Genomic DNA, 21,198 nt, shown 5'->3' with positions numbered 1-21,198 from the left:
CTGTCTTTCTTAATCATACCCTAATGATATTACCAGTAGCTATTTCACTCCATTGACCATTTGTGTCCATTACTCTTACTTCATAAGGTTGGTCCTGATATCTTAGGGTACCCTCGCTTGGCTCTTCTTCAATTAGAAAATATCGATTAAATCCAGGACCCTGTGCATCGTCATAATTGAAAATTTTAGTATCCCATCTGCGGTCGAATCGGTTGTAAATTCGGATTTCCACCTGTTGTAAAGTAGCACCGTTATAAGCTTCTGAACAATTGGTGTCAAAACAGGTATATAATCTTATTTGATAATCACATCCATTCAGACCTCCGCAACTCACATTATGTTTTTCTCCTTTTGCAGCTATCTTTGGTATTTTAAACATTATTACAGATTCACTAGCGGCCTGAGAAATTCCTGTAGAGTTTTCCACTCGAAAATTAATCGAAAATGATTCATCGGTTCTTGGATGAAACACCATGAACGTAGAACCATAGTCCATAGGAATTATTTCCCCCTCCCTGTAGATTCCATTATCATAAACAATATACCCAGCACCTCCTTCATCAAACGTAAAGGATAGCTCGTATGAAATCTCATTATTATGTCCACTAGTAGCATTAGTTACGAAGTTAAAGGGAAAAGGAGTACCTTCATATTTATCAATTGCTGCCTGACTTACGGTCAAATCAAAAAACTCCACGTATCTGTTATATTCAATTGTAACAATACCGGTCTTTTCAATATTGGAAGAGGATCGAACGGTAAATTCGATACTATGGTCAGATTCTGTTGTTCCGATATATTTTGCTTGAAACGAACCAATTGGAACAGGAATACTTTCCCCTGCTGCGTAACTAGTTCCAAGATATTCAAAATTTCCTATATTATTTCCAGATGCATAATACATTTCATAGGTGTCCCCACCAATACCTAATTCCGATATATTGAAGTTAAGTGTTACCTCCTCGTCGGTGAATGCTTGGGACAATGTTGAGCTAGCCGTAAAATTATACTCCTTTGGACTCACTACGATTGGAACAATAACCGTTTTTTCAAGACCTGTATCATTCACGACGTAGAATGTCAAATTGATGTTGCTCTCATCAGTACCCTCCAAGCTCCAGTTAAAGTTTCCTTTGGGAACGTCATAAATATTTCCCGCGCTTACTTCGATGCCGTTTTCATTCTTTATTAGGGCATTCCCGTTCAAACTATAGCGCATCGTATAATCTGAAGATCCTATACTCTCGGAAATATTGAAGTTCAAGGAAGTGATTTCGCCTACTGAAATATCCGATTTTTGGCTTCCTGCCGTAAACAGAAAATCTACCTGATTATACGTAATCGAAGTGTTGGCCGTATGGGTTACACCTGCATCGGATTCGACGCTCAGCACAATATCGTGCTGGCCTGTTTCTGTTCCTGTGTAAACAACATTGTTGCTATTCGGTCTTAATTGGAATTTTTCCCCAGGGCCGTATTCCGTGCCATTTACCCTCATTGCGCTATTTCTTCCGGAGGAATAGAAAGCCTCGTAAGTACCATTCGCACCATCGGGAATTTCGTCGATATCTATAATCACGTTTACTGGAATATTGGCGAATTCGGAGGTTTTCGATGGAGTAATGTTTACCTGAAAATCGTTCTGTTTGGTTTCTAAGTCAATGATTACTGGACCTACTTCCTGTCCATAATTATCGGTTACGATGAATGAAACTTGATGGGAGCCTAAACTTTCGGGATAGTAGAACATCGAAAAATTGCCTAGATCAACGGGATAATCGGTTGAATTTTGAATATTATTTCCATTAATTCCGGTAACCCTTCCATTGCCTTCCAATATCTCATAGGTAAGATTGTATTCGATGTTTTCCGTATTGCCGTTTGATTTTATATTAAAATTGAATTGTGATCGTTCGTTGACAAAAACAGAATTACTCTCAGAATTTCCAGAAAAAGTAAAAGGTATGTTCGCTACCTCGATTTCCACACTATCCCTTTTTATTTGTCCGTTGGAGTCCCTGATATCGAAATATATTTTTCTTTTACCTAATTCGGTACTCGTAAAGGTATAGTTGTACGAGTTGGGTACAATTGTTCTATATTGACCGGGATCCATCACGCCTCCGTTATGGTCTCGAACCTTTCCTCCGCCATTGCTCGTGTTGGCAAATGAATGGGTTATTTCATATTCCACTTCCGATTCTTCGTCCTGGGTAGTTAGGTCAATGGCAATGGCCAAATTGGTATCGAGTTCTACCTGTGTAGATGAGGCAGTCGCGTTGATGATAAAACCTAGATTCAGGACATTTAGAAGTAGTTCTTCTGTCAAGGTTGCGCCATCGGGGGCTTTTGCCGTTACAGTAAGTTTATGCTCCCCCAATGTTTCGGGCAGATACGATAGTTCGGAGATACCTTTGGGAAGGAAAAACGGTTTTCCGGCATCGAATATTTCATTGTCCAAATACAACTTACCTGTTCCGTTTTCTATTTGATACGTAACTTCAAAATCCCCTTTATTATTAGGGTCTTCGGTTTCTTTGTCCCTAAGCAATGTTGCACTTACAGGGTTTTTGGAGTTGACAATAAAATCGTTTACCCCTTTGTTGAGCAAAAAGCTAAAACTGGCATATTTAGCATTGTAGGTTAGCGCCAACTCTTTCTGATTTTTATTGGAGTCCCATGCCAAAAACTTCACTTTATGTGATCCTGTATCTATAGCCACATAATTATAGTTCCAATTACGGTCAGTTATGTTCAAAGTATCATTTGCGTGAATGGTATCGCCCTTCATGGTCAAAAAATATCCCTTATTATTGGTAGTCGCATATTTCACAAAATAGTTTACGGTGGTAATTTCCTTATCAGGAACCAAAGAAAAAGAAGTTCGCGTGCTTTCAAATAAAAAGCTCTCTTCTTCATTTTCACCTGTAAAACTAAAATCGAAATCATCCAGAATCACATCTTCAAAATCCTTACTACAGGCAAGTATTAGAATGAAGGATACTAGGACGAAAAAAAATGAATATTTGGTCAAAGGAGTTATTTTTTTCATGTTTATATGCTTTAGAAAAGAAAATATCTAAGACCAATCCCTGCATAAGGATAAAATTGGCCAACATCAGAATTTATATGGTAATACTCGTTTGCTTTTAACAAAAGGGAAAAGTCGTTGCTAAGGGTTATTTCACCTTCAAGTCCTATGAATGCACCATAAATGAACTGGCTTTTGGCATTGATTACGGCACCGGTCTCCAACACACTATTTCCGTTATTAATGACCTCATAGCCGAAAATTGTACCACCTCCGAGGTTAAGCGCGAATTTTTTAAAATTCTTTTGTTCCCAAACCCTTATGAAATATCCGGGCTGAACTGTAAAAATGTTGTAAGGAATATTGAAAGCGCCCTTGTCTTCTGCAATGGCTGCAAATACACTTAATTGTGCGTAGTGATTACGGTTTAGATGATAATTATAAGTACCCATGACGCCAAATCCATCTTCTGCATATCCGCCGCTTATGCCTAAGGAAGAGGCATAATTACCACCTTGGCAATAGCCAAAAGGCATAACTAAAAGTGCTATTAAGAGTATGATTTTGTTCATTGCTTAGAATTGTATAGGGTTGTTAATAATTTCATGACCTATGCTCAGGGAAAGATTTCTATTACCGGACGCTTCGTCCAAAACAACCACGACCTCCTTTTTTTCGTCCAAAGCGAATTTTTTAAATACAAGCACAAAATGGTTCTCGCTTTTTCGGGAGACCGTTTTTGGTTGTTTGTACACAAAAACGGGTTCTAGCAATATCTTTTGATTGCTACTGCTGTTTTTGTAATTGGTCCCTATTTGATGTTTTATGAAATTGATATCCAAGTCCAAACCTTCTTTGTTCTCGATACGATACTGAAAATAGAGTTCGTTTTCGTTATAGTAGACTCCTTTTAACCATAAGAAGACGTTGTCTAATCTTGAAAAATAACGACTGATTTTTGCCTTGTCGAATTGCATATAATAGCATCGAAGGCGGTAATATTCCAAAGGGTCTTGCTTATAAAGTTCTGCCGTTGCTCTGTCAACCGAGTTGTCTTGAATCGTTTCTAGGGAGCTAACCGCATCGGGAGTTATTTTGTTATCTGTTAATCCAACGAAATCGCCAAGATTTGGATTCGTCATCGGTATTTCTATCTGGTTTATTGATGAACTGTCAATGTTGGCAACTGCCATATTCGGCTTTATATAATATGTGGTCTTAACAGGGATTTCAACCAGTTCAATAAGGAAATCATAAACATTTCCTGACTGGGTTATTACTAAATAATTTGTTGTGTTCTCTTTCTCCGTGGCTAATTCATCATAATATAATTTTGAAATTCGACCACTATATTTTCCGTTTTCCGATTTGGGAAGGTCCACGATAAACCCAAAATCATTTCCTATGCTACTTTCAGAAATGTTTTCGGGAAAAATGACGATAGTCTTGTAATGCTTGGAAATCTGAATAGTATCGGTCCATACCTGTGCGACCGATTTTCCAGTTAGCAAGAGAGAGATTATAAAAAAAAAATTCGTTTTCATCTATTTAGTTTTTTTCCACGAGATATAATTGGTCACCGTTTACCAGTAAAATCTTATCTCTTTGTCTATATTTTTTCTTAGTGAAAAAGTTTCCAAAAGACCGTATCAGGTTCCTTGCCAAGGGTAGGCCCGTAGTTTCTCCTACATATTGCGAAAGTTCGTTTACACTTTGCTGCTCTATCGTTGCGTTAAATTCCTGAAGTAGCTCACCGGCTCTATTGTTATAAAGGCCTAACATCCCGTCTTCCCGATCCACAGCTGTTAAACTCATTTTTTCACTTTTAATATTTTGGACCTCTAATAGTAGCCGTGATGCCTGTATATTGGCCGTTGCGTAGACAAACGTATTTTTAGGAAAATGGTAGCCGTTCAAGTAAACTTCCTCGTTTAGTAGTAGTGTGACCCGATCACCGGGTAACACGAACTGGTCACGATAAATTGTGGCTTTAATATTTTTTTGATGGCTGGAACCTCATCGATATCTTCCTCATATGGTGCCGAGTAATCCTGACTTCTTGAAAGCCTTTCGTCCCGTGCTTGCATTAATAAGTTTCTGTACGCAAGTTTTTCCTGCGCTATGGAGGTTTTAGAGACATTTTCCGTCTTAGCGCTATTCTTTGTGCTATAGACTTGCGCACTATTTAAAGCAGTTGTAGTAGTGGTATCCAATGAAAAATTATTCAACTCCTCTAATACTCGTTCTAAAGAATCGTTCTCTTTTTTAGTGTCGAGCATACTTTTGAAAATACCTTTTTCATTACGGGCCATTAGAGAATCTTGCTGTAATTTTTTAAAGATATCCTTGGGTGCCTCCACTTGTAGTTCCTTTTTTTGATTAGGAAGCGTATTATTGTATTGACCGGTTGTAGAAGCGTCTGTATTCCCACCCTCCTTTCCGTTAAAGTTGTTACTAACGAAATATATCAATAGCCCCACAATAATGGGAGCAAAGGCAGCAAAAAGCGAATGCCGTTTTATCCATAAATTAAACTTCTCCTTTAGACTTTTCATAGGTAGGTTTTATAAGTCTCTATTATTTAAAACGTCGAACCTCAAAATTTTTAAGCCGTTCAGGTTGTTAAGTGTCGACGTTGTCTCTTCTAAATACCCTTGCGTTATCAGCGTTCGATATTCCGCGTTACCATCTTTTAGAATACGTTGTTTACCAATGAACCTAAACGGAAACGGATAACGTGAATAGTCCACATAAATCGAATCGGTTTCAACTTCAATGGAGTAACCACTTTTAGCGATATCCTCATAATAGTTCTGGTCGATCAAGCGATTATATAACCGTTGTATCGAGTGATCTCCCATATAAAGTGCTTTGCCTTCTATACTTCTTTTGATATGGCGCAAATCAGGCTCCAAGGCAAAAAAGAGTTCATGGAAATTTGCAATATGGCCCTCACATAAAATGTCTACCGCCCGCTTTTGGTCCGTTATTCTGGTAGCGGCCAACTTTTGGCCTTTGTCGAGTAGGTAAAATTTATTTTTGGCACTCTCGTTCGTTCTGTAGGTATAAAAGATATTGAGGGTTGTCAATACGAACGTTAGTACTAAAGATACATACAGAACTCTGTAACTATTGCTCCGAATCTTTGTTAAATCGTTGAAAATCATATAATTGTCGTCCATTTGTATTTTGGTATTCGTTGAAATTCCATTATTATCGGTAACTGGATTATTGTATCATTGTTCTTACCCCTTTTGTAGCCCCTCCCGTCTTTACGTCCACCGCAGTTTGTGCCGCCTTTTTCGCATAGTGTTTGGTTCGATCCTTCAACTGACTTGCGCTAACGTTCATTCCCTGCACTATAAAATTTGATAATGTTGGAGCTTTGAGGTATACAAATACGTTCATGAGCATGAGTAAAGCGCTAGTAAGTACCAGACCTAAATTAGCTTCCCCGTCGTACAGTAGTGTGCGAATCAGTTTATCTAGCACGTTCAACATGAAATTGTCGATGAGATATAGCATAGGTATCCATAGACAAACGCTCATGAATTTCTGTAGCCAGGTCTTCCACATGCCGGAAAATGCGGGTATAAAAGATAAACCGACGTTTAGAGGCCCAAATATGATGAGGACAAACAGATATATGACCGACATCGACTTTATCCCTATAAACACTACTGCTGCTATTAAAGAAGCTATCGATGTGACCAGAGACGTCATAAACCCCAAGGCTATCGAAGCAAGGCCTTCAGCATCCAAGGCCAATAAGCTCCAGGTACCATCCTCTGCTTCTAAAGCCTGTAGCTGTGCCTTAAATATTTTCATTTGGAGAATGTCCCACGAAATATCATTGGCCTTGAACGTGTTTCCGATGGATTGATAAAACTCAAATATCGTCAAAGTGACAACCCTGTAATTCAACAATAGCATAGCCAAGGGTACCCATCGCAAATAGGCGAATAAATCTGCACGTTTATCTTCATTAAGAAATATTCCAAGGGCTATAAGGGCAATACCTATGTAAGCGAATTGTTGGCCTATGCCCACGATAGGGTCGACCAATTCAAAAGCATCGATAATATATTGATCGAATAGTTCGTTGACTGCCTCCCGTATTCCTTTGTCCGTGGTTTGCATCTGTATTCTTTATTGTTTTTCTAAATTGATAAGGGTGCTTCTCGACTTTCTAAAATTATTGGTGCTTGATAATTTATTGTTGTAGGCGATTAGCTCATCAAGAATGTTATCTAGTTTGGTGTTTATACCATTGACCTTCTTTAGCCGTTCTTCGGGCTGGATAATCGCTTTGGTTGTTAAAATATCCTTACATTGTTTGAACAGATTTGTGGTTTCTGAAATCGCCAGTGAGGCAAAAGCGATATATTCCTGCTTTTCCTCCCTATCTAAATATTCCCATTGTTCTAGGCTATGTTGCGATGAACGATACGCCTGTAAAATTTTGGTTTTCAAATCCATTGTTGTACTCACATCTGTGGATGATATCACGAATTCTGGTGCTGTTTTCTTTGCTTCCAGTTCCTCTTCCAGTATACCTCTCGATTTCTCCGCTACTTGATTGTTTTCTTCGAGGAGATTTATGATCTGAGACAGGTTTTGGTTCATGGTCGTTAGTTGAACATTCATGTTACCCAGTTGTTTACTAAGAATGCCTAAGCTGGTATTTGTTCCGATATCGGTTACTGGTATCTGCGCAAGTATTGGATTGGATATCAACAGCCCTAGTAGTAATAGTAATCGTTTCATAGTCTTAGTTTTTAGTAGTATTTGTAAAAGCATAGGCCTTCGCCGTCAACTCCCAGTTACTATGATTTTTGTGATATAATTGATCAATTTTAGTGCTTTCGGTGGGATTCGTTTCGTAAATGCATTTTTCTTCTAAGGACGTTTCTACGCCATACACCTTTACTCTGTCCATCCAACAAATGGCGACCTCGCGAAATTTTTTGTCCTTTGGAATGTCCCTGTTCAAAGAAAGAATGAGCTGCTTTTGTTTTTCTCCCAATCCCATAATCGATTGTATTTTGTCAAATGATTGGGCAAAGTCTCGCATGTCTAAAAACACCTTAATATGCGAATTGACAACAATGGCGTTTTTAATGATTTCGGAGGAAATAAAGTCATCTACCTTTTGTGAAATGAAAATCGGCTGACCTCCCAGTTTTCTTGCCATTCTGGATTGACTATTAAAATAATGCACCAATTCTGGTCGTTCTAAGGCCTTCCAAGCTTCATCGACCGCCAATATTTTATTGATCGATAATTTTGAAGAATCATGCATCTTCTTATTGAAGATGTCCATAATCATTAAAGCGGTAATAGGGAACAATAGCTCGTTGTCTATCAGTTTACCCAATTTAAAGTACACCAGTTTTTCATTGCTGAGATTACAAATTCTTTCGTCTTCCTTGTTCAATAGGTTTCCTCTTGAGCCCTCGGCATAATATTTTTCCAAAATGAAAAGGAAAACTTTGGCATCGAATTGTTTTTTTGGTACTTCTTTACTTGTTAAAAAGTCAGATAAGTGCCTTTTACAATATTCATAAAAAGTATTAAATTTAAAAGACGGTGTATAAAGCCGCCACATAGACTGATAATAGCCAGCAACCAAATGTTCAAGAACTGTGTTGGTAACTTCAGAATTATTGGTATTGCTTTGGTCGCCTGAAATCAATTTCAATAAAGTAATGATATATACTAATTTATCTTCACTCAATGTTTTTTCATGGGTCGGGCTTTCTATAACATCATGTTCATCTAAAAGGAACGGATTGAACGTGAATGGCCGTTCATCGTCATGCTGTAAAATAATACCTCCAAATACCTCGGTAAGTTTATCGTAAGAATTACCATCTTCCATAATAATGGCCTCTCCACCTTGCCGTAATTCAGAAGCGAAATAGTGGTTTGCCAAATACGATTTTCCGCCGCCAGATCCGGAAGCGACCAACATACCGCGATTAAATATCCAATCCTTTTTTTCCGGCTCACTATATATGCTTACGGATAGTGGACGACCTGAAATTCTGTTAACAAGCCGTATACCATCAACCGCTTTAGATGAATCTTTATAGTCTCCCTCAACATAGAGTAGGGCAGCGGCCATATCGCTCGGCATCGGCATATACATATCAGATGATATACCTATCGCATTGCCAGGCACCCCTGCAAAAAATAAGTTCTTTCGATCAATGGTATTTTGTTTTGCATTTATTTTTAATCTTTTAAATGCCGCAGCGATAGCGTTTTCCATTTGCTTTTGTTTTTTGGACTCATCCTCAAAACCAAATACATTTAAGTGATAGAATACTGTTTCCTTGTGATTTTCAAGAATGTCCTTGATATACTCATGGATTTGATTTGCATAAATGGAATTGCTGTCATCTTGTTTTCCTGAGCTAAATCGCTCAAAACTCTTTGCCTTTTTGTGTAGGCTCTTTAGGGCTTTTTCTTGATTCGGAACATAGATGTACTGATTGATAACATGTTCATAAGGCACTTTAAAACCCAATGAAAATAGATTACCGATCGGAAATCGATTATCACGGGTGGTGAACTTGCCATACAGCTCATGGGTTCCTATATGACCTTTAGTAAACTGATCTAAGTTTTCAACTGTAAAAAACTGACCCTGCTTCTTTCCTACATGTATTGTTTTATTGTTAAAATCAATATCTGGTAAATTCGTATTTGTAGCACTAAGTCCAAAGTATTTGGCAAACAGGCCATTTGGCGAGAACAGTTCCTTATAATCCAAAATTGTGGACTTGATGAGTCCACTTGAATTAATCAGGTTGTTTACGCTCTGTACCTGATTTTCGAAATCTTTCAAGGTATTTCCGTCTATATAATCTTCCGGAACCGTTTGCGAAAAATAAAATTCCCGTGTTTTTCCCAAAAACGAGTTAGCACGTTTGGGACTATAGTTCATATAATTTTTTGGGACAATACTTATATACATGTAATGTGTATCCCTCAAATATGGACGACCTTCAAAATGATTCTCGTTCGCTCTTTCCAACATATCGCCTTGCAACCTTTGCGGGATGGGTTCGTAGTTTTCTTGTAGAAAAAAGTCCTGTCGGTGTAAAAGTCGATTTGGTCCAAGAACGTTTATGATGTTAAAAAACAGTTCTTGCACTATTTCATATTCCCTTGCATCCAAGGTAAAAACCTCTGGTAGTTGCAATTGCAATGGAATGGTTACGCAACCTTTTTCCTTTGCTATTAGTGATTGCTTTTCATAACCATAAATAGGGAAGGCATCCCAAAGAGCTAGCTGTTTTTCCATAGCAATAGGTTTTCAAATGAATTAGAGACTTTTATGGAATTGGGCTTAGCCGCATCTGCTAACTTTTTAACAAAGCCATTGGCACCATAAGTTCTGGAGTAAAACAAGAGTATTAGAAATACAACTGCAACTGCGATAATAACGGCTATCATCGCCATTAGCATCGGAATGAAAGTGGATAGAACAAGGCCTAACAGAATTGCTCCTATGCCGAGGTAAAGGCAGTACATGATGTACTTTGCCTTGAGACCTCTATATAGGACATCCTTTTGCAGCCCTTTCTTAATAGGGATATGATAATTCTCCATGGCGTAAGAAAATTTAGATATTGGCAATTTCCTCGCCGATGGCGACCAATGCAAAAAATATAGCTATCCCTATAATTGCCTTGCCCAGCTTATTGGCCAAGTCCGTCTGCTGGTCTCTGATATAGAGATAGGCTAAACCCGTAATGGCTATGGCCACGCCGGCAATAATCTTGATAATGTCAACGATTTCTCTGGAAAGTGTTTGCGAGTCGTTTTTGAAATCTTGCGCCTCTTGGAGCAATTGTTCCAGTTGGCCATAGGAGCATATTGGAATGCTGAGCAGGACTAGAAATAGGAGGAGTACGTCAGTTTTTGGAGTCCGGTGAATTTTCTTTCGCCGTATCCTTGTTACGGATAACTTTGAGTTTTTCATGCTTTTTGCGAGTTAAGGAATTTGAATCTTCCTCCAATGAACCCTCTTTAAAAGCTTCCAAAAGTTTTGAAGTATCTTCTACCTCGGTTATTTGGTTGAGTACAGCTCCTAAATCAGTCTGCTCATTATCGGAATTATTTACAAATTTATTATTTAAACGCAAATAAGCAAGTTTTTTTGAATCTTTTTTCTTTGTGGATTTCTTCTTTTTGAGCAACACCCAAGTAATGTACCCATAATAAATAAGGGCCAACCCGACGAATATGTACCAATAATTACTCATTATGTTTTTTATTCCTGTTCGATAAGGTTTAGCAATTTTCTAAACTTTTGGTGTATAAAATCTTCCAAAACCTTGCGCATTAAATCGTTGCGGTGCGTCTTAATATTCAATTTATAGGATGCACCCTGTGCCAATTTCTCATATTTGGCCATACACTCTTTACTTAAGGACAGTACAAACGATTCTTTCCTGTCCCTGAAATTTTCAGCAGTTAGAAACCCTTCGAACTTTTGAACCGCATAACCATTACCCTCTGGTGCATTTTCCTGTTTAGGGGTTTTAAAATTCTCCGTGTCCGTGGTTTCGTCCTTTTTGCTAACGGATTTTGTCTTCAAATGTTGTTTGGACGCCACCGGAGGCTTGTTATATGATCGTTCGTTTTTTAAGCCTTCCAGAACATCAATGGTTTCCTTATTTTTCTCCGTCATCTTTTGGATAAGGCCTAGGGTATCTATTTTCGGTTCTTTCTTCATAGTATTGGTTGTTAGCTTGTTAATTGGGCAATCTCTTTGAAAAAATGTTTGATGTCCTTTTCACCCATTTCTTTATGTTCGGGAATAGGGTAGAGGGTGTTTCGGTAACGTTCCTTATATATGGTTTTATCCTTGACCACACTTTCCATCATCGGGATATCCGCTTCCAAAAACTGCTGACGAAGTACGGCAAACTTGGTTTTTTTTACCAGCTTGTATTTGTTGAAGAATAGATGAATACTTTTTAGCACACGTTCCTCATTGTCCAGAAAGTTATTTTTTAGGGTAAAATAAAAATGGGAGGTGCTGTCGATTTCCAGTTCATCATGATCGAAAGGCACAAAAATATGTTCCACATATAAAAGCCCCTTTACCATCTCTACGTTAAGGCTTCCGGGAAGATCTAAGATAATGTAATCCACATTGCCGTAGTGCTTTACTATGGTATCCTGTAAACTAGTAACGCTTACCCGTTCTATAGGATAAAATTGCATGGATTGTCTTTCGTTCTCCTCCAATGATTCCAGTTCACGCTGCCTTTTATTGTAAATGGAATATTGGGGGTTATCCGCATCCAATAGCACTATTTTTTTACCCTTAGCATAAAAAAGGTCAGAGGCCAGGATGATGTTCAAGGTCGTTTTTCCAATGCCTCCTTTTTCGCCAACGACACTTATAATTTTTGTTTCCATAATTAGTTATTTAATTCGTTCCATACGTAGTTAAATAATACATTGATGAATGCATTAACCAATGATTTATATACCTCAATAATTATATAATTAATGATGAATATAGAAATATAAAACATTAATAAACAAGCATTTATGGATTATATTTTAATGTAAAACCATATAAAACCACATGAATACATATGGGTACGGAACTGTAATTGATATGGTCTTGTAAGATTACTTTTGCTTCCAACAAAGGGTAGTCACACAACTAAAAACCTTGAGGGTAGCACACTACTTTTTGTAGCCAAGGCTTGTTTCTGAAGAGAATAAAATTGGCTGTGTCTCGTGTAAAGGCTAATGATAGTTATTGCCATGAAATAGTTGAAATTACAGATGTAATGCTTATCCGAAGTTCCTGCGGAAGCCAAGGATGCCTATCGGCATCCAGGGCCTCCTCGTAACCGCGCAAAAGCACATGGGACGAAAAAGTCCCATGAACTTTTTTTGCCAAAGCACGGTTCACTTATCTTTATTCATGTCTTGAGGGATGGTGTTGTAGGAAGAAATTCCATAGCTGTCCTCTAATTTAAAAATTAGTATAATTACTAGCCATTTTAACTTGCAAACATCAATCATAATATAAAAATGATTCAATATTTAAGCTATAAAGTATTAGAGGATAAATAGGTCAAATGATGGGTAAATCCAACATGGAAATATTTCAGTATATTTATATTCGGAGAATATAGCGAGTTATGTTTTAAGCAGCTTAAAACTTACTACTTCTTACGAAGTGAAAACGACGATACGTCTATAAAATTGATACCATAGTGGCACAGAACAAAGGAGGTAGAAAGCGTCTTGGCAAAAAGAAAAGAGAACACCGGATTATGCTGCGTTTCAACGATGAAGAATTGGAAAAAGTCAAAACGATGCTGCAATCCTATAACCTTGATTTTAATAAAAGAGGAACAGTAGGTCCATTTTTAAGACGGTTTATTTTAAATAAAGAAGCCGAAAAGGAGGATAAACTGCCGGATGGTTTCTCAAATTTAGTCTATCAAATCAACAAAATCGGAAACAATATTAATCAATTGACAAAAGTGGCACAGTACAAAAACATGAGGTCACCATCGGCAAAATTGCAAAGTGAGGTGGAAAAATCAAATGAACTTTTACACCAAGTCATGCTATTACTAATTCAAAAAAAGCCATAATATGATTGCCCGAATCTTATACCGAGAAACTGTACAAGGCGTATTGAATTATGTTTTCGGGAAAGAAGGTAGAATCATTTTAGGCTTTCAAAATACCTATTCAGAATTTGATACGGATACCCGACTGTTCGTTAACATACTATATGGTTTGGGACAGCGTAAAAAGTCTACCAAACGGTACGCGCATATCACATTGAACCTGCCCCATGGCGAACATTTGGATAACACCAAGTTCTATGAGGTGGCGAAAGAATATATGGAACAGATGGGTTATGGGGAGCAGCCTTATGTTGTAGTGAGGCATGATGATACCAAACATGAGCACATACATATTGTCTCCTCTACTATAACAGACGATGGGAGTAGTATCAATCTTTCCCATGATTACAGGCGTAATGTGGCCACACAAAAATATCTTGAAAAAAGATACGGACTTTCCCCAGCTCCTGAAACGCGATCGGAGCGGCAATTACCCATACATCGATTGCCTGAATTACAGTTTAGTACTGACGACAGCAATGGCAATCGATTTTATCTTCAGGAGGTATTGAACAGTACGTTTCAGAAATACAACATACGTAGCATCGATGAACTGAAAATACTTCTAGAACCCTATCACATTGTCATAAAGCAATCCATTAACGAAAATGGTAGGGTAGGAGTAGCGTACGGACTGAACAACCAAAAACAGTATAAAACACGATTTATAGATGGTTATCAAGTGCATCCGAAACTAAGTGGTCCTAAAATCAAAGCTGTTTTTGAGCGTAATAGAAAATCGAAGCTAGTTCCAATGCACAAAAAACGTCTGGAAAAACAGTTGGCAACAACCCTGAAACTCTTTGAAAGCATTCGTTACGAAGATTTGCCAGATATTCTAAAGACCTATCAAAATATTGACTGCGAGCTTCAGTATGACCGAAAGCATAGACCTATTGGTTTAACTCTTTATGATAAGTCAGGATATGTTTTTAACCAGGCTGAAATAGGTTTTAGAACCGATTTTAAGAACCATCCACAGCTATCCGATAATGAGGACGTTGAAAGCAATATCAACTCCCAGAGCGAACAATTGATACTTGAAGTCCAAAAATTAATAAAAAATGCCTTTGTAGAATTGTATTTGAGATCAGATAAAAGAAACCATTTGCTATCTGAATTTGTAACGACCAAGAATTTGAAGGATTTGTTGCCCCGTATCGTAAATTCAAAGTCCTACACCTTTTTAAACTTTTATTCGGACAAAAATGGTCGCCAAGTGCTACTGAAGAAGCTGCAGCAGGAATTTGAGGGAGTACGCAACAAACTAGCTGTTTCGCAGTCAAAACAAGAAATCGAAGCTTTGGAAGAAAAAGTGACGCTATTTAACAAAGTGATGGAGATATCGGCGTTTGAAACCGAAGATGGTTCGAATATCCCTTTCCATTTACTACAAGGTCTAGGACTTAAGTATGCAAACGGAAGGCTATCCTTTATAAATTCGAATGCTTACTCTGTTCCTATGACTTTGGGAAAACTTATGATTCCAAAGACAACCAATTCCTTTATATCAACAGGTTTCATAAGTCAAAATGAAAAAGTAATGGAAATCCTTACAGAAGTAAATCAAAGTACATCTACCGACTTAAAGGCAACTTCTTTTTTTTTACCGATGATGTTTCCTGACCAATATGTTGCAATGAAGCCCGAATACCGAGTACGATTTGAGGAAATAAGCCTGAAAGCCTATCATCATAAGGCAGAACAGTTCAATAAACACTTCGAAAAGTCGCCGACGGATTATATCAAGCTCTTTATTGCCAAGGGTTTTTATTTTGAACGAAAAGAGAATGACCTTCATTTAGGTTCAATTTATTCCAAGAGTGGAATTAGCATTCCGTTGTCGCAAAGAACAAAGTCTTACTTAAGTTCCATAAAAAACTTGGACTCCCTACTAACGCAACAAAACCAGATTACCCGAAAAATCCAAGAGAATGCACAGGGCCAATTAAAGAACCTATGGGTCACGCACTTGATTGAATTGAAACTCTACGATAAGGCAGCCTACATGATGGTTTATGACAGGGTACATCCAAATCTGCATGATGAAGTTATGGGGCATCATCTTGATGCCGGGTTACGAGAGAAGATACTTGAAGTTTCAAACCAAAAAATTAATAGAGAGTTTGCGGCTGTACTAAGAAAAAGCGTATATGCTTTTAGTTCAATTTTAGGAGGTAAGAATTATGTGGAAGAAGAAGCTTTTAATGGGTTTAAGGACGAGCTGACTGATTATTCGAAGTATCGGGGTGTCTTTATATAAAGGGTAAATAATCAGACTAATGTTAAAAAGTATGCTAATACTTAAATATATTTGCTTATACGTTAAAAACGAATTATGAATAGGAAGAAATTAAATCGGCTAAAATTGGTTCTTGTTGAGAGCGATAAGACGAATAAATGGCTAGCGAAAAAGCTTTCTAAGAGTGAGACGACGGTATCTAATTGGTGCACTAATGCCAGACAGCCGTCTGTTGAGACGCTAATCTCAATTGCCGAAATACTAGAGGTAGATGTAAATAAGCTTTTAATAACTAGAAATAATTAATGAGTAAAATAGAACAGTATTCAGTAGTAGACCTCTTTTGCGGAGTAGGAGGTTTAACTAGGGGTTTTTTAGATAAAGGCTTCAAAGTAACTGCTGGGGTGGATATAGATGAAGATTGTCGGTATGCGTATGAAAAAAACAATAAGGCTAGTTTCATTGGCAAAAGTGTAGCCGATTTAAGTTCTAACTATCTTACTTCCCTCTTTGGTAAAGATTCAAGAAAAATACTAATTGGTTGTGCACCTTGTCAACCTTTCTCAATTTTCAATCAAAAAAGTAACGGTTCCGTTAGTGATATGAATTCAGAAAGATGGAAGTTGTTATATTCCTTTGCTGATTTAATACAGGAAATAAAGCCAGAAATAGTTTCAATGGAAAATGTACCATTGTTGAAAACTTTTAAAAATGGCAAAGTACTTAATGATTTTATCCAATCCCTAAAAAGTTTCGGATATCACGTTTCTGCGGAGGTTTATGATTCACAATTTTATGGAGTTCCTCAAAGACGCAAACGACTAGTTTTACTTGCCTCCTTGAATGGTCCTATTGAGATGATACCATATACTCATGTTAAAAAGACTAATAGCGTTAAGAAAGCCATAGGCAAACTACCAAAAATAGAATCAGGAGAAGTACATAAAAAAGATATTTTACATCGTGCTAGAAAGTTAAGTGATTTAAGTTTAAAACGGATAAAAGCAACACCTGAAGGAGGTGGTTGGAAAGATTGGGAGGAAGAATTGATTGCTGATTGTCATAAAAAAGAGGGAGGAAAAGCATATGGTAGTGCATACGGAAGAATGAGTTGGAATGATGTGGCACCAACTATGACAACGTATTGTATTGGATACAATAATGGTAGGTTTGGTCACCCAGAACAAGACAGAGCTATTTCACTAAGAGAGGCGGCAATATTACAGTCATTTCCTAAAAAATATGACTTTGTTGACCCAAAAAGGGTTTTTTCGTCTGGGAGAATAGCTAAACAGATAGGAAATGCAGTTCCAGTAAAATTAGGTCAAGCGATTGCTGTAAGTGTGCAAAAACATATTGAACAATATAGCAATGAGTAAAAAACAAACTTTAAAATGGAGATTTGACGTTAATACTTTCCGGTTATTAGGACGAGAACTAATAACGGATAGAATTACTGCTATATACGAGTTGGTTAAAAATTGTTATGATGCAAATGCCACTAAGGTAGTTGTTCGTTTTGAAAAAGTAAGTACATCTAATAATCCTGATGCAAAAATCATCATATCAGATGATGGCCATGGTATGTCTTTTGAAGATATTAGAGATAAATGGATGGTTGTTGGAACAGCAAGTAAAAGAAAAGAACTTTTTACTGCGGAGCCTTTCAATAGGAGATATGTTGGGGAAAAGGGCATTGGGCGCTTTGCAGTTGATAAATTGGGTGATAAAGTAAAGATTTCGACTACTCAAGAAGATAGCTCGGAGCGATTAATAGTAAATATAGATTGGGAGGAGTATCAGCGTTTGTCTGACCAGCCCCAGTTGACTCTTTTTACAGAAGTGGAAAACGGATATACTTTTACTTCAGCTCCAAAAGAAGAAAAGGGAACCTCGTTGATTATATCATTTATAGATGATATTTGGTCAGAAAACGATATTAGAAGATTGGAAAGAGAATTAGAGAAAATTGTTTCTCCTTTCCATCCCTTGACTCCCCCTTTTAATATTGTTATTGAATCTGATGAATTTCCTGAATTTAGTCATAAAAAAATAGTTGCTGAAAGCATTAAATATTCCAGTAGCGAATTCAAAATTAATTATAATATTGAATCAGGTACTCAGGAAACACTCTACTTCGACAATTCGACAAATTTGATAAGAAAAAAAGAAATTCCAATAGCTTCTTTTGGCCCTATTTCCCTTCAGCTTTTTTACTTCAATGAGAAGGCAAAAATGAGGTATAATAGAGAGTACAAAAATGTAGATTACAGAATAGATGGAATTAAAATTTACAGAGATGGAATAATTACCACACCTTTTGCAGAATTTGAACAAAAAAGAGATAAAAAAAGAGACGTTTTAGGAATAGATAAAAGATTATGGTCTGGCGCGTTTGATAAAATTGGTTCACGAGAAATTATAGGAGTACTTGATATTTCCAAGGAACTTAACCCTAACATTACTGACGCTACAAATAGACAGGATTTTGTGGATAATCAGGAGTATCGAGAACTAAAAGAATATGTGATTGACCAATTAAATGCAATAGGGGAGTTAAAAAAATCGGAACGAATGATATTCCGAGAAAAAATTGATGAAGAATTAGTTCGTGCTAACATCGATGTTAAGGAATTTTCGCAAGCTATTGAGTTAATAGCAAAAGAAAATCCTAATCTTAAAGATTCATTAGTCCCAATTAAAACATTAGCAAAAACAATTGATAAATCTATTAGACAAGGTATAATTCAACAAGAAAAGGAAAGGGATGAGTTCATAAGAAAGGAAAATATCTATTTGAGCCTGATGTCCCTACAAGATTATGCTATTCATATTTCTCATGCGATTAGAACATCTCTAGGCAAAGTTAAAAGAATGGCAGAGTTTTTTAAAGATAGATTTCCGAACCCAAGTATGAATAATGTTTTTATTGAATATGCATCATCAATTTATAAAGAAATGAGTAACCTGAACAAGGTTATTGATTTTATGCTCAGTTATGCAGGCTCCACTTTAGATGTTAACGACATAAATATAAAAGAGCTAATAACTAACCTATTCAACATCTCTTATGTGCCGGTTTTTGAAGCTGAGAATATTAAAACGAATATTGAAATTAGTGATAGCTTTACAATACCTACAAACAAGAAGTTTTTTGAAGATATTTTTGAAAACCTTATCTCTAATTCTATAAAGGCACTTAGAAACGAAGAGGATAAGCAGATTAAGTGTTCTGGATTTATAGATAATAATGAATTTGTGCTATATTATTCCGACAATGGTGAAGGTTTACAAAAAGGTGATGAAAATAGGATTTTTGATATTTATTATACTACCACGGCTGATTTAGGTGGTGCGGGAATTGGATTATATATTGTAAAAACAAGAATAGAATCATTAAATGGTGCAATTGAAGTAGTAGGAAGTGAATTTGAAAATAAGGGGGTTACATTTAAAATGACATTCCCATTTAATAGAGAAGATGATGGAAAATCTTAAAGTACTTATAATACACGATGATTTATCTCCAATGGACCCTGTCATCATTACTTTGAAAGAAATTTATGGAGAGGGTAATGTTATTTTAGAACCAGTTTCTGAAAAAGGTATAGAATTTATAGAAAATAATCTAACCACTAAACTCGTTGTATTACTCGATTTTGATTTAGGTACTGGTCATCCTAATGCACCTTTCGTATTTAAAAAAATACGAGAAACAACTTCCCTTGTCTACGTTATAATTTGGACAGCTAAACTACTTATTGAAATTAGCAAGGAAGATTTAATCGATTTCATTAATAACGATGCCTTGGCATTCATACAAAATACAGAATCTACAGAAACAGTTGTTAATCTAGTAAAAAAGGCTTCTCATCAACTTGAAACTAGAGTAGATTGTATTTTGGAAGAATGGATTTCAAAGAGGAGTCAGGACGAGTTAGAGAAGCCTTATTTAACTACAAAATCAGGAAAAGTTTATTCCTTAGAAGACTTAATGGTTGAAATTAGACTAGAAACAGAGTTAGGTAGACAAATGAAGAAGAGTATTCTACTCTTGGCAATTGATTTGCTAACATCAAATCAAGAACGATTAAATGATTAATTTATTAATTGCTTTTGATGACTCCGATGCGGACTTGGGGCTTTATTTCACATTATGCAAAGATGATTCCATAGAGATAATCAATTCTATTGAAGTAAATAGAAATAGAATAAGGGTTACTGAACTATCTGCTAATAAATGTAATCAAGCTTATATTGACATCTCATTGCAGAATCTAAAGGAACCACCTTTTATATGGGCGGCATTTACACACGGTGACGAGGATAGTATTACAGTTGGTAATGTTCCTTTCGTTATGGCTGGGAATGACAATTCTTTTTTTAACAACTCTTTTTTCTATACAAATAGTTGCTCTAGTGCTACTAATTTAGGTAAAGACTTGATGGAGCAATCTTGTCGGGTGTTTATTGGATATAAAGATAAAGTTTATACATTTAAAAATGAATATGGGGATATATCTTTAAAGTGCGATACCATCGGATTAACATCATTTCTTACCGAGGATATAACAGCATTTGAATCGTATTCAAAAATGAATCAACTATATACTCAGGAATCCCGAAAATTACAGAAAGTTGGTGACGTTCTCTCAGCAGGGTTACTGATTAGCGCCAGAGAGTCTTTAACCTTCAAAGGAGATAAAGACGCTAAATCTTCAGACTTCATACTTCATTAATATATCCAATTCGTTTTCTAGGCTCATTTTCCTTCACAATAAGCGTTTTTATCGCATCAAAAACCACTTTAAACTGTTGATCATATTTCCGTTCCATGGAGAGTATTTGCTTTTCCAGTTCCTTATTTGATTCTAGGAGCTTTCTCAGTTGTACAAAAGTTCGTATAATGGCAATATTAACATCGAGGGCTTTTTTACTTGTGAGTACACTAGAAAGCATGGCAACTCCTTGTTCGGTAAAGGCCATGGGTACTGCGCCACCAAAAATACTTTTGTTAGGTATCACATGTTGTGATACCAGTTCGTTGATTTCTTCTGGAGTAAGTTCGAACATAAAATCTTCGGGAAACCGATCAAGGTTTCGTTTAACCTGCTGTTTTAAGGCACGGGTCTCCACTTCATAGAGTTTGGCCAAATGAAAATCCAGAATTACTTTTTGGTCTCTAAGGTATTGTATGGTATCGGCTATGATTTCAGGTACAACTTTTGTCATGTCTTTCTTTT

General features: G+C 36.7%; 23 protein-coding genes. 7 read left to right on the top strand and 16 right to left on the bottom strand.

The window, feature by feature from the left end; translation table 11 throughout:
* Window positions 1-13: 13 nt before the first annotated feature.
* The 15 genes from MS6x_RS01615 to MS6x_RS01545 all read right to left on the bottom strand — a co-directional run bounded on the left by MS6x_RS01615 (window position 14) and on the right by MS6x_RS01545 (window position 12,968).
* A complete protein-coding gene (locus MS6x_RS01615) occupies window positions 14-3,052 on the bottom strand; it encodes a hypothetical protein (RefSeq protein WP_482605038.1) in 3,039 nt (1,012 codons plus the stop codon).
* An 11-nt stretch (window positions 3,053-3,063) separates the two neighbouring features.
* The gene (locus MS6x_RS01610; RefSeq protein ID WP_482605037.1) at window positions 3,064-3,603 is read right to left on the bottom strand and encodes a conjugal transfer protein TraO; all 540 of its coding nucleotides are present in this window, start codon (window positions 3,601-3,603) and stop codon (window positions 3,064-3,066) included.
* Between the two features lie 3 nt (window positions 3,604-3,606).
* On the bottom strand, window positions 3,607-4,575 hold the full coding sequence (locus MS6x_RS01605) for a DUF4138 domain-containing protein (RefSeq protein ID WP_482605036.1): 969 nt from the start codon (window positions 4,573-4,575) through the stop codon (window positions 3,607-3,609).
* A 4-nt stretch (window positions 4,576-4,579) separates the two neighbouring features.
* Complete coding sequence (traM, locus tag MS6x_RS01600) at window positions 4,580-4,996, bottom strand: conjugative transposon protein TraM (RefSeq protein ID WP_482605035.1); 417 nt, start codon at window positions 4,994-4,996, stop codon at window positions 4,580-4,582.
* Entirely contained in the window at window positions 4,963-5,586 is a 624-nt protein-coding gene (locus MS6x_RS01595) for a hypothetical protein (protein WP_482605034.1), read from the bottom strand. Before MS6x_RS01595 ends, traM begins: the two co-directional genes overlap by 34 nt.
* Window positions 5,587-5,595: 9 nt before the next feature.
* Window positions 5,596-6,213, bottom strand: a complete 618-nt coding sequence (locus tag MS6x_RS01590) for a hypothetical protein (RefSeq protein ID WP_482605033.1) — start codon at window positions 6,211-6,213, stop codon at window positions 5,596-5,598.
* 46 nt (window positions 6,214-6,259) lie between these two features.
* Window positions 6,260-7,171 carry a TraJ family protein gene (locus tag MS6x_RS01585; protein WP_482605032.1) on the bottom strand — a complete coding sequence of 304 codons (912 nt, stop codon included), beginning with the start codon at window positions 7,169-7,171 and terminating at the stop codon, window positions 6,260-6,262.
* Between the two features lie 9 nt (window positions 7,172-7,180).
* Window positions 7,181-7,798, bottom strand: coding sequence for a hypothetical protein (locus MS6x_RS01580; protein WP_482605031.1), 618 nt, complete (start codon window positions 7,796-7,798; stop codon window positions 7,181-7,183).
* Window positions 7,799-7,802: 4 nt separating this feature from the next.
* Window positions 7,803-10,343, bottom strand: coding sequence for a TraG family conjugative transposon ATPase (locus tag MS6x_RS01575; RefSeq protein WP_482605030.1), 2,541 nt, complete (start codon window positions 10,341-10,343; stop codon window positions 7,803-7,805).
* Entirely contained in the window at window positions 10,328-10,651 is a 324-nt protein-coding gene (locus tag MS6x_RS01570; RefSeq protein WP_482605029.1) for a DUF4133 domain-containing protein, read from the bottom strand. Before MS6x_RS01570 ends, MS6x_RS01575 begins: the two co-directional genes overlap by 16 nt.
* A gap of 13 nt (window positions 10,652-10,664) precedes the next feature.
* Window positions 10,665-11,024: a hypothetical protein gene (locus MS6x_RS01565; protein WP_482605028.1), complete on the bottom strand. Its 360-nt coding sequence runs from the start codon at window positions 11,022-11,024 to the stop codon at window positions 10,665-10,667.
* Window positions 10,957-11,307, bottom strand: coding sequence for a hypothetical protein (locus MS6x_RS01560; protein ID WP_482605027.1), 351 nt, complete (start codon window positions 11,305-11,307; stop codon window positions 10,957-10,959). The genes MS6x_RS01565 and MS6x_RS01560 overlap by 68 nt, the downstream gene beginning before the upstream one ends.
* An 8-nt stretch (window positions 11,308-11,315) precedes the next feature.
* A complete protein-coding gene (locus tag MS6x_RS01555) occupies window positions 11,316-11,780 on the bottom strand; it encodes a hypothetical protein (protein ID WP_482605026.1) in 465 nt (154 codons plus the stop codon).
* Window positions 11,781-11,791: 11 nt separating this feature from the next.
* Window positions 11,792-12,472 carry a ParA family protein gene (locus MS6x_RS01550; protein ID WP_482605025.1) on the bottom strand — a complete coding sequence of 227 codons (681 nt, stop codon included), beginning with the start codon at window positions 12,470-12,472 and terminating at the stop codon, window positions 11,792-11,794.
* A 349-nt stretch (window positions 12,473-12,821) separates the two neighbouring features.
* Window positions 12,822-12,968 carry a hypothetical protein gene (locus tag MS6x_RS01545; protein ID WP_482605024.1) on the bottom strand — a complete coding sequence of 49 codons (147 nt, stop codon included), beginning with the start codon at window positions 12,966-12,968 and terminating at the stop codon, window positions 12,822-12,824.
* 319 nt (window positions 12,969-13,287) lie between these two features.
* Between MS6x_RS01545 and MS6x_RS01540 the strand changes: the two genes are divergently transcribed.
* The 7 genes from MS6x_RS01540 (at window position 13,288) to MS6x_RS01510 (ending at window position 20,694) form a co-directional block, all read left to right on the top strand.
* On the top strand, window positions 13,288-13,674 hold the full coding sequence (locus MS6x_RS01540; protein WP_482605023.1) for a plasmid mobilization protein: 387 nt from the start codon (window positions 13,288-13,290) through the stop codon (window positions 13,672-13,674).
* A gap of 1 nt (window position 13,675) precedes the next feature.
* Window positions 13,676-15,976 (top strand): relaxase/mobilization nuclease domain-containing protein, encoded by a 2,301-nt coding sequence (locus MS6x_RS01535; protein ID WP_482605022.1) that lies wholly within the window; start codon window positions 13,676-13,678, stop codon window positions 15,974-15,976.
* Window positions 15,977-16,051: 75 nt separating this feature from the next.
* Window positions 16,052-16,261: a helix-turn-helix transcriptional regulator gene (locus tag MS6x_RS01530; protein ID WP_482605021.1), complete on the top strand. Its 210-nt coding sequence runs from the start codon at window positions 16,052-16,054 to the stop codon at window positions 16,259-16,261.
* Window positions 16,261-17,334 (top strand): DNA cytosine methyltransferase, encoded by a 1,074-nt coding sequence (locus MS6x_RS01525; protein ID WP_482605020.1) that lies wholly within the window; start codon window positions 16,261-16,263, stop codon window positions 17,332-17,334. Before MS6x_RS01530 ends, MS6x_RS01525 begins: the two co-directional genes overlap by 1 nt.
* Complete coding sequence (locus MS6x_RS01520; protein WP_482605019.1) at window positions 17,327-19,453, top strand: ATP-binding protein; 2,127 nt, start codon at window positions 17,327-17,329, stop codon at window positions 19,451-19,453. Before MS6x_RS01525 ends, MS6x_RS01520 begins: the two co-directional genes overlap by 8 nt.
* Window positions 19,437-20,057 carry a hypothetical protein gene (locus MS6x_RS01515; protein ID WP_482605018.1) on the top strand — a complete coding sequence of 207 codons (621 nt, stop codon included), beginning with the start codon at window positions 19,437-19,439 and terminating at the stop codon, window positions 20,055-20,057. The genes MS6x_RS01520 and MS6x_RS01515 overlap by 17 nt, the downstream gene beginning before the upstream one ends.
* Window positions 20,050-20,694, top strand: coding sequence for a hypothetical protein (locus MS6x_RS01510; RefSeq protein WP_482605017.1), 645 nt, complete (start codon window positions 20,050-20,052; stop codon window positions 20,692-20,694). The genes MS6x_RS01515 and MS6x_RS01510 overlap by 8 nt, the downstream gene beginning before the upstream one ends.
* Here MS6x_RS01510 and MS6x_RS01505 read toward each other — a convergent pair.
* A complete protein-coding gene (locus MS6x_RS01505) occupies window positions 20,681-21,187 on the bottom strand; it encodes an ORF6N domain-containing protein (protein ID WP_482605016.1) in 507 nt (168 codons plus the stop codon). The two genes, MS6x_RS01510 and MS6x_RS01505, sit on opposite strands and share 14 nt — an antisense overlap.
* Window positions 21,188-21,198 lie beyond the last annotated feature (11 nt).

It is taken from the genome of Maribacter sp. MS6 (genome assembly GCF_056839185.1).
The sequence above is the reverse complement of the archived record's forward strand: the minus strand, read 5'-3'. Positions and strand labels throughout refer to the sequence as shown.